This is a genomic window from Cohnella suwonensis (genome assembly GCF_042655365.1).
Taxonomy (GTDB): Bacteria; Bacillota; Bacilli; order Paenibacillales; family Paenibacillaceae; genus Cohnella; species Cohnella suwonensis.
Window position 1 is genome coordinate 71,970 of sequence record NZ_JBHSMH010000118.1, and the last position, 13,299, is coordinate 85,268.

The following is a 13,299-nucleotide window of genomic DNA, read 5'->3' on the forward strand; positions in this document are numbered from 1 at the left end:
CTCGTGCCATTTTGGGTAGCGAGAAAGGGGGCGCGCGACACCGGCGTTGCTTGTTTGAGAGGTCGTCTTGAGTACCCTGCTTGAGAGGTCGTCTGGCGTTCTCCTACGCCTCGTCGAAGGACGTGAAATGGAATTATCCAGTTATACTGGGCGGAAAACACTTATGTAGGTTCGTGTAATGGAAAAGTCCATTAATTCCAGCGATTTCAGCCCGTTTTGGGCGAATCGGCCTGAAATTCATGTATATATCCATGAATAAATCGTATTTGAGCGCCAAACGGCTTAATTTACTGTATTTATCCAGTACAACGAAATCGGCTGTCCGATTGCCATTCCCCGTTAGAGTTTACACTCACTCCCGAACTCCCGAACTCCCGAACTCCACTGCATCGGATAAATGAAAGCCAGCCGATTCAATTCCGAACACTCTAACAAACTGGATATCAGGTCCTCTGATAGCATGTGGACAAAGTTATTCACATCGCATGTGCACAGTGTGCATAAAGTCCAAAATCCCTTGGTACGCATGCGTTTGAAATTCCTTGAAAGCGGGATGAGTTTTTCACAACTCTTCTGTGGATATTGTGGACATTGTGGATGAAACGATGGGCAAAAATGCCATCCCCATCAATCGACAAAAAAAGAGCTTGCGCACCAATCTTTTCGGCCGCGGACTCGTCGTCCCGACCCATCCGATTGGATGTGCAAGCTGTGGATAAAGCTGTGCATAAGTGAAATGTCAATCAAGCGTTTTCGCGATTACTCTTCCATTAACGCTTCCCAAACCGCGTAAACTTCCTCCAAGGCGGATTTTTTCTTCTCCGTCTCGGCCTGTTTTTCCCGAAGAAGCATATAGTCGGTAGCCGTTGCGGGGTCTGCCATCTCGAGCTCCAATGCCTCGATCTCCTCTTCCAGACGGGCGATGTCGGACTCCGCTTGCTCCCGCTTGCGGGCGCGGGCGCGATCCTCGCGCTTGGCTTGCTTCTCGGCTTCGTAGTTATTCACAGCCCCGCCGGCGCCTGCCGCGCCAGTCGTGCCCGATCCGGCGCCCGCACTTGACCCCGATGCGTAGGAACTTGCGTGCTCCCATTCGTGCAGCTGGCGCTTTTTGTCGACCATTTCGTCATAATTTCCCAGGAAATGAGTCGCTCCGTCAGGGGCGAGCTCGACGATGCGGTCGGCGATCTTGTTAAGGAAGTAACGGTCATGGGAAACGAAGACCAACGTGCCGTCGTATTCCTCGAGCGCCGCTTCGAGCACTTCCCGGCTCATTAGGTCCAAATGGTTGGTCGGTTCGTCGAGCAACAGGACGTTGGCCTTCAGCAGCATGAGCTTGGATAAGGCGACCCGCGCTTTCTCCCCGCCGCTCAGAGATCCGACCTTCTTGCGCACGTCCTCGCCGCTGAACAAGAAATTGCCGAGTACGGTGCGGATTTCGGCTTCGGGCAGCATCGGGTATCGGCTCCATAATTCTTCGAGCACCGTATTCGATGCGTTCAATTCGCGTTGCTCCTGATCGTAATAGCCGAGCGAAATGCCGGCTCCCCACTCGATGACGCCATCCCGGATCGGCAGCTTCTCGATAAGCGCGCGCAGGAGCGTCGTCTTCCCGATGCCGTTAGGACCAAGCAGAGCGACCCGTTCGCCGCGTTTCACCTCGAACGATACGCCCCGGAAGAGCGGCGCGAGCTCCTCCTTCGGCGCCGCGGAGACGTTTACGACCCGAAGCACTTCCTTGCCGCTTCTTCTCTCGGTCGTGAACGAGAAGTTCGCTTGCCGCAACGTTCCCGGCTTCTCGAGCCGTTCGATGCGTTCGAGCGCGTTGCGTCTGCTTTGCGCCCGTCTCGTCGTCGTCGCGCGCACGATGTTGCGCTGAATGAAGTCTTCCATGCGGGATATTTCTTTGCGTTGCTGCTCGTATAGCTTCGCTTGCTGTTCGAAAGCGGCGGCTTTCAAATCCATGAAGCGGCTGTAGTTGCCCGTATATCTCGTGGCGGCATGCCGCTCGATCTCGACGACCGACGTGACGGTGGCGTCCAAGAAGTATCGGTCATGGGAGACGATGACCATCGCGCCTGCGTACGCTCTCAAGTACTGCTCCAGCCAAGTAAGCGTGTCGATGTCCAAATGGTTCGTCGGCTCGTCGAGCAGGAGCAGCTCGGGTTGCACGAGAAGCAGCCTCGCGAGCGCGAGCCGCGTCCGCTGGCCGCCGCTCAGGGAAGCGACCTCCGTATCCGGGTCGAATCCGCCGAAGCCCATGCCGTGCAGGATGCTGCGGATGCGGTTTTTCATTTCGAACCCGCCGCTTTCGCGGAATTTCTCGCTGAGATCCGCATATTGCGCCAGAAGCGCTTCGTAGCGTCCGGCTTGCTCGAGCTCGGCAGGGTCCGCGATTCGTTCTTCCATCTGTTGCAGCGTCTTCTCCTGCTCCAGCAATGGACCGAACGCGGAATTCATTTCCTCCATAATGGTGCGGTGGCCTTGAAGGCCGCCGTTCTGGGCGAGGTAGCCGATTTTCAGTTCCCTGGGCTTGGAGACGGATCCGGTTTCGGCGGATAACTCGCCGGCCACGATGCGGAGAAACGTCGATTTGCCCGCGCCGTTGACGCCGACGAGTCCGATCCGGTCGCGTTCGTTAATTTGAAGCGAGACTCCGTCCAAGATGGGAGTGGCGCCGTAATGTTTCGTTATGCTTGATGCGTGCAAGAGCAAGAGGAATCCCTCCGACGAGTTCTAAGATCGTTATGGCCTATCCATCCAAGTGTACCGTAAGAGCGCGAGTCATGTCCAAGCCGTTATGTTTTGGCGAAAATGCGTTCGTAGTGCTATTATGGAAATAAGTTGGTTTGAGGAATAACGGAGGCGGGAGACAGGATGACGGATCGAAAGCTTCTCGAACCCGCAAGCAAGCCGGAATGGCGTCGCCGGATGATGGAGATCCGCGACGGCATCGATCCCAAGGAGAGAGGACGCCTCTCGGCGCGAATCTGCGAGGCGGTAGAGGCCGAACTCCTTCGGCCGCTTCGGGAACGGCTCGGACGACCGCTGCGGATCGCCCTTTTCGCGGCGTTCAAATCGGAAGCTTCGCCGCTAGCGCTGTTCGAGCGCTGCAGCGAGGCCGGCGACCGTACGTACGCGACCCGAATGCTCGGCGGGGGAGAAGGATTGGAGCTGCGCGAAGTCGAATCGGTAAACGATTGGAGCGCCGGACGTTGGGGCGTACCGGAACCCGATCCGTCCAGAACGCGGCCGATGGACAAGAAATTGCCGCCCGACGCGGTCCTCGTGCCCGGATTGGCGTTCGACGCAAGCGGCGGTAGGCTCGGTTATGGCGGAGGCTACTACGACCGCTTGTACCAAGAAGTGACCGGTCGGGCCGAATATGAATCCGTCGGACTGCCGCTATGGATCGGTTTCGCCTTCTCCGCGCAGCTCGTCGAAGGATCGTTGCCGGCGGAGTCCCACGATCTTCGGCTGGACGCCGTCGCGACCGACGAAGGCGTCATCCGGTTACCTAAAGAGAGCAAGGGGGAAGCATGATGGATAACGGGGAGGCGCACGGCTTTACCCATTTCAACGAGCAGGGCCGGGCGCGAATGGTCGACGTCTCGGACAAATCGGAAACCGCCCGCGTGGCCGTGGCGGAAGGACGGGTGACGATGGCCCCGGACACGCTGCGCCGCATACGCGAGAAGTCCGTCGCCAAAGGGGACGTGCTCGCGGTCGCGCAAATCGCCGGCATACAGGCTGCGAAGAAAACGTCGGATTGGATTCCGATGTGCCATCCGCTACCGTTGACGGGAGTCGATATCCGATTCGCCGACGACGGGGAAAATACGCTGACGATCACGGCGGAAGTGAAGACGACGGGCAAGACCGGCGTGGAGATGGAGGCGCTCACGGCCGTCTCCGCCGCGGCGTTGACCGTCTACGATATGTGCAAGGCGCTGCAGAAGGACATGATCATCGGTCCCGTTATGCTGCTCAGCAAGACGGGCGGCAAGAGCGGCGACTTCAAGCGATAGAATACCGACTCATGGGTTCGGGGGGATATGGAATGAGATGGAAAGTCGCGTTATTGACGGCTAGCGACAAGGGCTCTCGCGGGGAACGCGAAGATACGAGCGCCCAAGTCATCCGCGAGCTGATCGAAGAGGAATTGATGGGGGACATCGTCGACTACCGGATCGTACCCGACGACAAGGACGAGATCCGCGCGGCGCTTATCGAGATGGCGGATTATTTCAAAGCCGATTTGATTTTGACGACGGGCGGCACCGGACTCGCGATTCGCGACGTTACGCCGGAAGCGACCCTGATGGTAGCGGAACGCCTCGTGCCGGGCATTCCGGAAGCGATGAGGGCGGGAGCGATTCAACGTTCCCGCTACGCCGCGCTGTTCCGCGGTATATGCGCCGTTCGAGGTCGCACGCTCATCCTGAATTTGCCCGGCGATCCGAAGGGCGTCCACGAGCATCTCATGCCCGTCATGGACATTTTGCCTGAGGCTCTCGACCAGGTGAAAGGATTGCGCTCGGAGCAGGGACGGCCATGAGCGGGGACGGCAAAAGGCCTTCGGAGGAAGGGAACGCCAAGCGCATCGGCGATTCCGTCGTTCGCGAGGTGAAGGTCGAAGACGCCGTGGGCATGGTGCTCGCGCACGACTTGACGCAAATATTGCCCGGTTCGTTCAAGGGCCGCCTGTTCCGCAAAGGACATGTCGTCTCCGCCGAAGATATCCCGAGGCTGAAGGACATCGGCAAGGAGCATCTATACGCGATCGAGCTGGCGGAGACGGATTTGCACGAAGACGACGCGGCGCACCGCATGGCGGTCGCGCTGGCGGGGGACAACGTCGGGCTGAGCGAGCCGCACGAAGGCAAAGTGTCGCTCAAATCCCGGATTACCGGACTCGCGTCGGTCGCCCGCGAAGTGGTGGAAGGCATTAACCGGCTCGGGGATATCGCCCTCGCGACCGTATTGAACCACCGGGTCGTGAAGGACGGCGAATCTCTTGCGGCGACGCGGGCGATTCCGCTACTCGTGCCGGAAGCCAAAGTCCGCGAAGCGGAGCGGATCGCGCAGGCATACCGTGAGGCTAGCGGGAAGTCTCCCGTATCCGTCAGACCGCTTCGGAGCTTCAAGGCCGGCTTGCTTACGACCGGTACTGAAGTGTTCACGGGACGAATCGAAGACAAGTTCGGTCCCGCGGTAAGAGCGAAGCTCGAAGGGCTCGGCTCGGAAGTCGCGGAGCAGCGTTTCGCGCCCGACGATCGCCATACAATTGTCAATGAAATTCACTATTTCCTCGACCGAGGGTATGATATGATACTCGTGTCGGGCGGCATGTCGGTAGATCCCGACGACCGTACCCCCGGGGCGATAGCGGAAGCCGGCACGGACATCGTCAGCTACGGCACGCCGATGCTGCCGGGTTCGATGCTGCTGTTCGGCTACTTGCGCGGCGTTCCGATATTCGGATTGCCGGGGTGCGTCATGCACGACCCTTACACTTCATTCGACGTATTGCTGCCAAGAGTATTGGCTGGGGATAAACTCGCGAAGGACGACATCGTCGCGCTGGGCTACGGCGGACTACACCGCTGATTTCCTGCCGACGGTCGACCGGAAGACATGGACCATAAGAACAAGAAGATTTCAACCAGAACGGAGGTTACACAATGGGCGGTATTGGTGCATCCGGTATCATTTTGCTCGTGTTGATCGCGCTGCTGCTCTTCGGACCTAACAAGCTCCCCGAGCTTGGCAAAGCGTTCGGGCGCACGTTGCGCGAGTTCAAGAAAGGCGCCAACGATTTGATGGACGATCCGAAGCCGGCAAGCCGGGTCGACGTTTCTCCGGAACAACCGGAACTGCAGAAAGCGGAACGGCGTCTGCCGGAATAAGCGGGACTGCAACGTACACACCTCATGGGGCCGGCCTCTCGATGCGAAGCAATCTTTCGCGTTAGGGGCGGCCCCATTGTCGCAAGGAGGCGGAAAACGGCATGGCCGATAGCCAAAGCCCGCAGCGCAACGACGAATGGATGCCGCTCATGGAGCATCTCGGCGAATTGCGCAAACGGATTATTTACTGCTTGATCGTATTCGTGCTCGGCCTGGTCGGGGGCTTGTTCGGCTCCCAGCCCGTATTCGATTATTTGGTGGAAGCGGCTCCAGTCGACAATCTGGACCTGCACGCGTTTTCGCCGTGGGATGCCATCGGGCTCTACATGAAATTCGCTTTCCTGATTTCCTTCATCGTCGCGATTCCGTTCGCGATGTTCCAGCTGTGGTCTTTCGTGAAGCCGGCTCTCGGAGAGAAGGAGCAGAAGGCGACGCTCGTGTTCGTCCCTTGGGCGCTAGTAATGTTCCTCGTCGGCTTGGCGTTCTCCTATTTCGTCGTCTTCCCGATGGCGTTCCTGTTCACGGAGAAGGTCACGAATAATCTGGGCCTTGAGCAGACGTACGGCGTGACGCAGTACTTCTCGTTCCTGTTCAACATCTTGCTGCCGATTTCCCTGCTGTTCGAGCTGCCGCTCGTCATTTTGTTCCTTAGCCGCATCGGCATTCTCACGCCGGCCCTTCTCGTCAAGATGCGGAAGATCGCTTGGTTTATCCTGATCGCGATCGGCGTTATGGTCACGCCTCCGGACGTCGTGTCCGACTTGCTCGTCGCCGTACCGCTCGTGCTGTTATACGAGATCAGCGTGCTCTTGTCGAAGATCGCCTACGGCAAAAGACAACGCGCGCTGCAGCGCGAAATCGAGGCTTTGGACGAGGCGTAATCCGCCCGGCCAACGGTCCGCCAGTCCTTCCATCATGCTGCAGAAACCGTCAAATTTCGATATTCCATTTACCGAAATTATGGTACACTTGTCTCAGGAAAGGGCTTTCAGCGGCGTGAAGAATCCGGGAGGGACAGGGAATGCGCGATATGACGTTAGGACGGAAAATGTGGATCGGTTTCGCGGGATTGACCTTGCTTTTGGTATTAGCGTTCATCTTGTTGGTGACGAACCTCGATCTGATGGATCATACGGCGGTAATGATCGAAGTCGTAGTCATTTTCGTCGCGATATTGGCCGCCGCGGGCTTCGGCTTGATGTGGCTGTCGCGCAACTTGACGGAAGCGATCGGCGGAGTGACCTCGACGCTGAGGAACATTGCTTCTTCCGGAGGCGACCTGACGAGACGCATACATATCCGTTCGACGGACGAGATGGGAGATCTCGCCGGCGCGGCGAACCAGATGCTGGACGGCCTACAGAAGATGATGAAAGAACTTCGCGACAGCACGGCGGAGCTTGCCGCTTCATCGATTTTGCTGAAGCAGGGCGCGGACGAGAACGCCCGCGTCAGCAGCGAAGTATCCAAGGCGGTCGAGAAAGTCGCTTCGGGTTCCGAGACGCAAGTCGCGCAATCGCAAGAGATTTCGGCGACGATGCAGGAGACGATGGACGGACTGAACCAAGTCGCTTCGACGACGACGGGCGTATCCGACGCCGCGCAATCGACGGTCAGCAGCGCCCAAGCGGGTTCGTTGCTGCTGCAATCGACTTCGGCGGAGATCGCCCAAGTGGAGACGGCGTTCCGCTCCTTGCAGGAAGTCGTCAGAGGGTTGAACCACAAGTCCGAGCAAGTGCGCGAAGTCATCGGTTACATTTCCGAGGTCGCGAATCAGACGAACTTGCTGGCGCTTAACGCGGCGATCGAAGCGGCCCGCGCGGGCGAACACGGACGGGGCTTCGCCGTCGTCGCCGGCGAAATCCGCAAGCTTGCGGACCAGACGCAGCAGTCCGCCGTTCAGATCGGCGAGACGATCGGGACGATGTCCGGCGATATCGGCCAAGTGGCCACCATGTTCGAGCAAAGCGCCGGCCAAGTGTTCTCGGCCGTATCGGGCATGCGCAACGCGGAAGAGACGTTCCGCACGATCGTCGGTAACGTCGGCCAATTGACGACGAACATCGTGGATGTGGCGGCTTCCGTCGAACAGATGTCCGCGGGCAGCGCATCGGTCGCGAAGTCGATCCAAGACATTACCCGCATTACGGAAGAGACGGCATCCTTCACCGAGCAAGTGTCGGCGATGACCGAGGAACAGCTTTCCTCCACGGAGGAGATGGCCCGCACGGCGGAGAATTTGAACGTCATGGCCTCCAGGCTGAAAGCGTTGGTCGGCAATTTCAAAACTTGAATGAGGCGAACCTCCGGTGGGAACACTGGTAGCTATGCCCACTGGGGTGCGAATCCGCGGCTGTTGCGGATTCGCATTTTTTTTATGCGACATTTAACGTAAAAGGACTTGAAAAGCTGATTAAAAATCCGTATCATAGAAAATGGTTATTAGCACTTGATGCAATTGAGTGCTAACGAAATTTCTCACCAACATCTACCATTTTAAGAAGGAGGCAATTTACATGATTAGACCACTGGGTGACCGCGTGCTCGTAGAAGCGGCGGCGAAGGAAGAGAAGACGGCAAGCGGCATCGTATTGCCGGATACGGCGAAAGAAAAACCGCAAGAAGGCACGATCGTTGCGGTAGGTAGCGGATCGTTGAACAAGGATGGCGATCGGATCGCATTGGAAGTGAAAGAAGGCGACCGCGTCTTGTTCTCCAAATACGCGGGCACGGAAATCAAATACGAAGGCAAAGAGTATTTGATTATGAAAGAGAGCGACATCCACGCGATCGTGGGTTAATCCATAACGAATAATTGGGAGGGTACTTACAATGGCTAAAGAAATCAAATTCAGCGAAGACGCGCGCCGCTCGATGCTTCGCGGCGTCGACGCTCTCGCGAACGTCGTTAAAGTGACGCTCGGACCGAAAGGCCGCAACGTCGTGCTCGAGAAGAAATTCGGTTCTCCCCTGATCACGAACGACGGCGTGACGATCGCCAAAGAAATCGAACTCGAAGACGCGTTCGAGAACATGGGCGCTCAACTCGTGAAAGAAGTCGCGACGAAAACGAACGACATCGCGGGCGACGGCACGACGACGGCTACCGTTCTTGCCCAAGCGATGATTCGCGAAGGCTTGAAGAACGTAACGGCAGGCGCTAACCCGATGGTCATCCGCAAGGGGATCGACAAAGCAGTTAGAGCAGCCGTTGAGAAACTGAAAGAAATCTCCAAACCGGTCGAAGGCCGCAGCGATATTTCCCAAGTCGCAGCCATTTCCGCCGCTGACTCGGAAGTCGGCGAGCTGATCGCGGACGCGATGGGCAAAGTCGGCAACGACGGCGTTATCACCGTCGAAGAGTCCAAAGGCTTCAACACCGAACTCGAAGTCGTGGAAGGCATGCAATTCGACCGCGGCTACATCACTCCTTACATGATTACCGATACGGACAAAATGGAAGCGATTCTCGACAATCCGCTGATCCTGATCACGGACAAGAAAATCTCCAACATCCAAGAAATCCTTCCTGTTCTCGAGAAAGTCGTTCAATCCGGCAAGCAATTGCTGATCATCGCCGAAGACATCGAAGGCGAAGCGTTGTCCACGCTCGTCGTCAACCGTCTGCGCGGCACGTTCACTTGCGTCGGCGTTAAAGCTCCGGGCTTCGGCGATCGCCGCAAAGCGATGCTGCAAGACATCGCGGCTCTCACGGGCGGCCAAGTGATCACGGAAGAGCTCGGCCTCGAGCTCAAATCCACGACGGTTCAACAACTGGGTACGGCACGCCAAGTGCGCGTAAACAAAGAAAATACGATCGTCGTAGACGGCGCGGGAGACAAGGCCGACATTACGGCTCGCGTTAACCAAATCCGTGCTCAAATCGAAGAAACGACTTCCGACTTCGACCGCGAGAAGCTGCAAGAGCGTCTGGCCAAATTGGCCGGCGGCGTAGCGGTCATCAAAGTCGGCGCGGCTACCGAAACCGAGCTGAAAGAACGCAAGCTTCGCATCGAGGACGCATTGAACGCGACTCGCGCGGCCGTCGAAGAAGGCATCGTATCCGGCGGCGGTACGGCTCTCGTGAACGTATACAACGCGGTTGCCGCGGTTAACGCGGAAGGCGACGAGAAAACGGGCGTGAACATCATCCTGCGCTCTTTGGAAGAGCCGATCCGCACGATCGCCGCGAACGCGGGCCAAGAAGGCTCCGTCATCGTCGAACGCCTGAAGAAGGAAGAAGTCGGCACGGGCTACAACGCCGCTACCGGCGAGTGGGTCAACATGTTCGAAGCCGGCATCATCGATCCGGTTAAAGTGACGCGCTCCGCGCTGCAGAACGCGGCTTCCGTCGCGGCCGTCTTCCTGACGACCGAAGCGGTCATCGCCGACAAACCGGAGAAAGACAAACCGGCCGGCGGCATGCCCGACATGGGTGGCATGGGCGGCATGATGTAAACTGAAATCTCTTGTCTAGCAAGGGACTTCAAGTTAGAAAACGTCATTTGTCCACATTTTGACCACATTGAATTAAAATAGGCTTCTCACGAGTTCGATTTGAACTTTGTGAGAAGCCTTTTTTTATGGATCAGAAAGTATAAGTTTCGACTTCCTTATACTCATCTGATCCCTACGCAAAGCTACTCCGACGTCCGTAGGACGCCGAAGGCGTTTTTGCTTGTGAATAGCGTAGCTAGTTATGCATCTTCTTATGTCCTAGCGTGATAGCTTAGATACCGCAATCGGGAACGGCAGTCGGATCAGTCTTTTGAAGAGTGGTATGCACAAATGGAAAAGCAAATTCAGCAACAAGAAGAAATTACACGTGTCCCTGATGAAAACGTATTTGAGGCTGCGGAAGATATGGATGCTGGCTCTTTATAAACAAGTCATGTAAAATTCGCACTTCGTCGATAAGATTCATACTGGACAAGGCAGGAATCCTGTCATACTGTTCTTTATATGTATTGATTGAGGAAGAAGGGTTTGCCATGTGGAGCCGGATTAGACCGCAAAAGATGTATTTAAGCATATTTTTATTTTCCTCCATGGCCGTGAGCTTGCTTACCCTGGTATTCACCATGTTCCTGAGTCAGCAGTTCGCTCGAAGCGCAATGGATGAAATGGACAAGTCTAATCGAGAGAAAATGAAACAAGTCGTTAAAACCTCGGAATTTACCTTGCAGAAATTACGCCAGTTTGCGCTGAGAATCTATTCGGATGAAAGTATTGCAATCTGGACGAGCATGGATAATAACGATTACTCTCCATTCGCATTGAGTAAAGCCGCGACAAGCGTAAGGGAATTTATGAGCAGCGAACCTTTCATTTACGGCATTTATTTAATCAATTTCGATATTGACCAAATCTACACCTCGGACTCAAGTATTTACACGACGCAGGATTTCTATGACCCCATCATGTTGGACTACATTAAGGGCCAAAAAACGCCGTATCTGCAGTATGTTAACCATGAGGTGGAAGGTAAATCGTTTCTGGCTCTTGTCGTGCCTGCAGCCGGTCCTAATCAGAACTATCATGGTTTTGTTGCGATTCTGTTCAGTAAACCCTTGTTGAATGTGAACATGCTGCAGATCTCGGAGGAAGATCAGAACAAAATATATATTGAAGGCAAGAATAAGGAGTTCATTCTGGGAAATACGGATCCTGCATTAACGAAAGAACTAATGGAAATGGATAAATCGGTAGCAGAACAGAACGGGAGATGGAAGTCCGGCAAAGAGACCTGGTCTATTCAGACAGAACGGTTGCCTATAGAAGGATGGAATGTTTATCACTTATCGCCGATCTCTCTCTGGCAAGCAAAAGTAACCAAGATCCGGACCGAAATTATCGGTTCTTCGATCTTTCTGCTGTTAACTTTGCTGTTATACTTGTTCTGGCAGTCCTACCGCAGCTTGAAGCCTATTAGCGACTTGGCCTATCAAATACAAAACAAGCTGGGCAAGAAGCATCCCATCGTACGGAAAACGAAAACCAATAATGAAATGTCGTGGATTCATTCCGGGTTCCATTCCCTTGTCGAGAAGATAGAACAATTGGATTTATCGCTCAAGAGCAGCCAAGCTTTGGTGAAAGATGATTTCTTGCGCCAATGGATTCTAAATTCGAAGTCTTCAAGACCGATTAAAGAGTTTATTAGAAACCAAACGCAAATTCTTCGAACCGGATGGTTCCGCATGGCGGTCATACGTCTGGAATCTTATGGACGCTTCGAAGAGCAATTCGACTTTGCTTCACGCAAATCATTGCGCTTTGCATTAGGCAACATTATGACCGAAGTCCTTGCAAATCACGGCTATGCTGCAGAAACGGTAGATTTCGGCTCTGATCACATCGTGGCGCTCATGTCTTCGGCTCTTTCAGATGAAGACGCGGCATTAGCTGTCGGAGCGATGGAGGACGTAAAGCTTCAGATCAGTCGGTGGCTTAAGCTGGAGGTGCATGCAGCGGTAAGCTCCGTGCTTGATGTGGAGGAGAATTTGCAGACGATTTATACTCAGCTATACGAACTGACGTTAATAGGATTTATTAATCATGAGGATAGGGTGTTTACCTCCGAAGATCTGGAGCGATATGAACGAGGCAAAGACAGCGATCTAGATGAAGCCTTGCTGAAGCAGGTTATTCACTCTGTTCAGCTCAAGAACGATAAGGAGCTTGAAGGTTATTTGGATCATCTCACCTTGCATATGCAGGAGTTAAGCTATGAGGAATGCAAGCTGCAGCTGACCCACATCATTTATTCGATCATGAAGAGCTTCAAGAACTATAAAACGTTTCAAGGGATGAAGAGTATCCATACCTTCTTGGAGCAATTTGCAACCTTAGGGGAAGTAAAATCGTGGCTGTACCAAGAGCTGCTGCAGATCATAGACCAGCACCGCAACAAGAATGCCTCAAGCCGCAAGGATGAGGTCGCCGCCGAGATGATCGAATATGTGCGCAATCATCTTCACAATCCGATGCTTTCCGTGGATGACATTGCGGCTCATGTATCGATGTCCGTGAACTATGCCAGACAAATATTCAAGGACCATTTCCATAGCTCATTATCCGATTATATTACAAACCAACGGATCGAGTATGCGATCAAGCTGCTGATAACGACCGATTGGACCGTAGCGGATATAACGGAGCAGTCCGGATTTCAAACCAAGAGTACCTTCTTTTCCTTGTTCAAACGAGCAACCGGAATGACGCCGAACCAATACCGGTTGGAGAAGACACATGCTGAACTGTAGAAATTCGTACTCGGTTTGTTAGAAAATAAGGACTCATCCCTTTGTAACATTTCGTACCTTTTGATAGATACCGGACTGTACGTAAATTGAGCTATCCGATTATGATCAAACACGAACCGAGCAAGCGG

General features: G+C 54.7%; 11 protein-coding genes. 10 read left to right on the forward strand and 1 reads right to left on the reverse strand.

The features are described from left to right. Positions 1-759 precede the first annotated feature (759 nt). On the reverse strand, positions 760-2,712 hold the full coding sequence (locus ACFPPD_RS26345; RefSeq protein ID WP_209749093.1) for an ABC-F family ATP-binding cassette domain-containing protein: 1,953 nt from the start codon (positions 2,710-2,712) through the stop codon (positions 760-762). A gap of 162 nt (positions 2,713-2,874) precedes the next feature. On the opposite strand from ACFPPD_RS26345, the gene ACFPPD_RS26350 reads away from it, so the two are divergent. The 10 genes from ACFPPD_RS26350 (at position 2,875) to ACFPPD_RS26395 (ending at position 13,171) form a co-directional block, all read left to right on the forward strand. Further along, complete coding sequence (locus ACFPPD_RS26350; protein ID WP_209749094.1) at positions 2,875-3,540, forward strand: 5-formyltetrahydrofolate cyclo-ligase; 666 nt, start codon at positions 2,875-2,877, stop codon at positions 3,538-3,540. After that, the gene (gene moaC, locus ACFPPD_RS26355) at positions 3,540-4,025 is read left to right on the forward strand and encodes a cyclic pyranopterin monophosphate synthase MoaC (protein WP_378083946.1); all 486 of its coding nucleotides are present in this window, start codon (positions 3,540-3,542) and stop codon (positions 4,023-4,025) included. The genes ACFPPD_RS26350 and moaC overlap by 1 nt, the downstream gene beginning before the upstream one ends. Before the next feature lie 32 nt (positions 4,026-4,057). Beyond that, positions 4,058-4,555, forward strand: coding sequence for a MogA/MoaB family molybdenum cofactor biosynthesis protein (locus tag ACFPPD_RS26360; protein ID WP_209749096.1), 498 nt, complete (start codon positions 4,058-4,060; stop codon positions 4,553-4,555). Continuing rightward, positions 4,552-5,607 (forward strand): molybdopterin-binding protein, encoded by a 1,056-nt coding sequence (locus tag ACFPPD_RS26365; RefSeq protein WP_209749097.1) that lies wholly within the window; start codon positions 4,552-4,554, stop codon positions 5,605-5,607. The genes ACFPPD_RS26360 and ACFPPD_RS26365 overlap by 4 nt, the downstream gene beginning before the upstream one ends. 74 nt (positions 5,608-5,681) lie before the next feature. Continuing rightward, positions 5,682-5,906 (forward strand): twin-arginine translocase TatA/TatE family subunit, encoded by a 225-nt coding sequence (tatA, locus tag ACFPPD_RS26370; protein ID WP_209749098.1) that lies wholly within the window; start codon positions 5,682-5,684, stop codon positions 5,904-5,906. A gap of 101 nt (positions 5,907-6,007) precedes the next feature. Further along, on the forward strand, positions 6,008-6,787 hold the full coding sequence (gene tatC, locus ACFPPD_RS26375) for a twin-arginine translocase subunit TatC (protein ID WP_209749099.1): 780 nt from the start codon (positions 6,008-6,010) through the stop codon (positions 6,785-6,787). Between the two features lie 140 nt (positions 6,788-6,927). After that, on the forward strand, positions 6,928-8,199 hold the full coding sequence (locus tag ACFPPD_RS26380) for a methyl-accepting chemotaxis protein (RefSeq protein ID WP_209749100.1): 1,272 nt from the start codon (positions 6,928-6,930) through the stop codon (positions 8,197-8,199). A gap of 223 nt (positions 8,200-8,422) precedes the next feature. Further along, the gene (groES, locus tag ACFPPD_RS26385) at positions 8,423-8,707 is read left to right on the forward strand and encodes a co-chaperone GroES (RefSeq protein ID WP_209749101.1); all 285 of its coding nucleotides are present in this window, start codon (positions 8,423-8,425) and stop codon (positions 8,705-8,707) included. A 31-nt stretch (positions 8,708-8,738) separates the two neighbouring features. After that, complete coding sequence (gene groL, locus ACFPPD_RS26390; RefSeq protein WP_209749102.1) at positions 8,739-10,364, forward strand: chaperonin GroEL; 1,626 nt, start codon at positions 8,739-8,741, stop codon at positions 10,362-10,364. A gap of 533 nt (positions 10,365-10,897) precedes the next feature. Then, complete coding sequence (locus tag ACFPPD_RS26395) at positions 10,898-13,171, forward strand: AraC family transcriptional regulator (RefSeq protein ID WP_209749103.1); 2,274 nt, start codon at positions 10,898-10,900, stop codon at positions 13,169-13,171. The last annotated feature ends 128 nt before the right edge of the window (positions 13,172-13,299 follow it).

Coding starts and splice junctions, on each gene's coding strand:
- ACFPPD_RS26350 (WP_209749094.1), top strand. CDS start 2,875: ATGACGGATCGAAAGCTTCTCGAACCCGCAAGCAAGCCGGAATGGCGT.
- moaC (WP_378083946.1), top strand. CDS start 3,540: ATGGATAACGGGGAGGCGCACGGCTTTACCCATTTCAACGAGCAGGGC.
- ACFPPD_RS26360 (WP_209749096.1), top strand. CDS start 4,058: ATGAGATGGAAAGTCGCGTTATTGACGGCTAGCGACAAGGGCTCTCGC.
- ACFPPD_RS26365 (WP_209749097.1), top strand. CDS start 4,552: ATGAGCGGGGACGGCAAAAGGCCTTCGGAGGAAGGGAACGCCAAGCGC.
- tatA (WP_209749098.1), top strand. CDS start 5,682: ATGGGCGGTATTGGTGCATCCGGTATCATTTTGCTCGTGTTGATCGCG.
- tatC (WP_209749099.1), top strand. CDS start 6,008: ATGGCCGATAGCCAAAGCCCGCAGCGCAACGACGAATGGATGCCGCTC.
- ACFPPD_RS26380 (WP_209749100.1), top strand. CDS start 6,928: ATGCGCGATATGACGTTAGGACGGAAAATGTGGATCGGTTTCGCGGGA.
- groES (WP_209749101.1), top strand. CDS start 8,423: ATGATTAGACCACTGGGTGACCGCGTGCTCGTAGAAGCGGCGGCGAAG.
- groL (WP_209749102.1), top strand. CDS start 8,739: ATGGCTAAAGAAATCAAATTCAGCGAAGACGCGCGCCGCTCGATGCTT.
- ACFPPD_RS26395 (WP_209749103.1), top strand. CDS start 10,898: ATGTGGAGCCGGATTAGACCGCAAAAGATGTATTTAAGCATATTTTTA.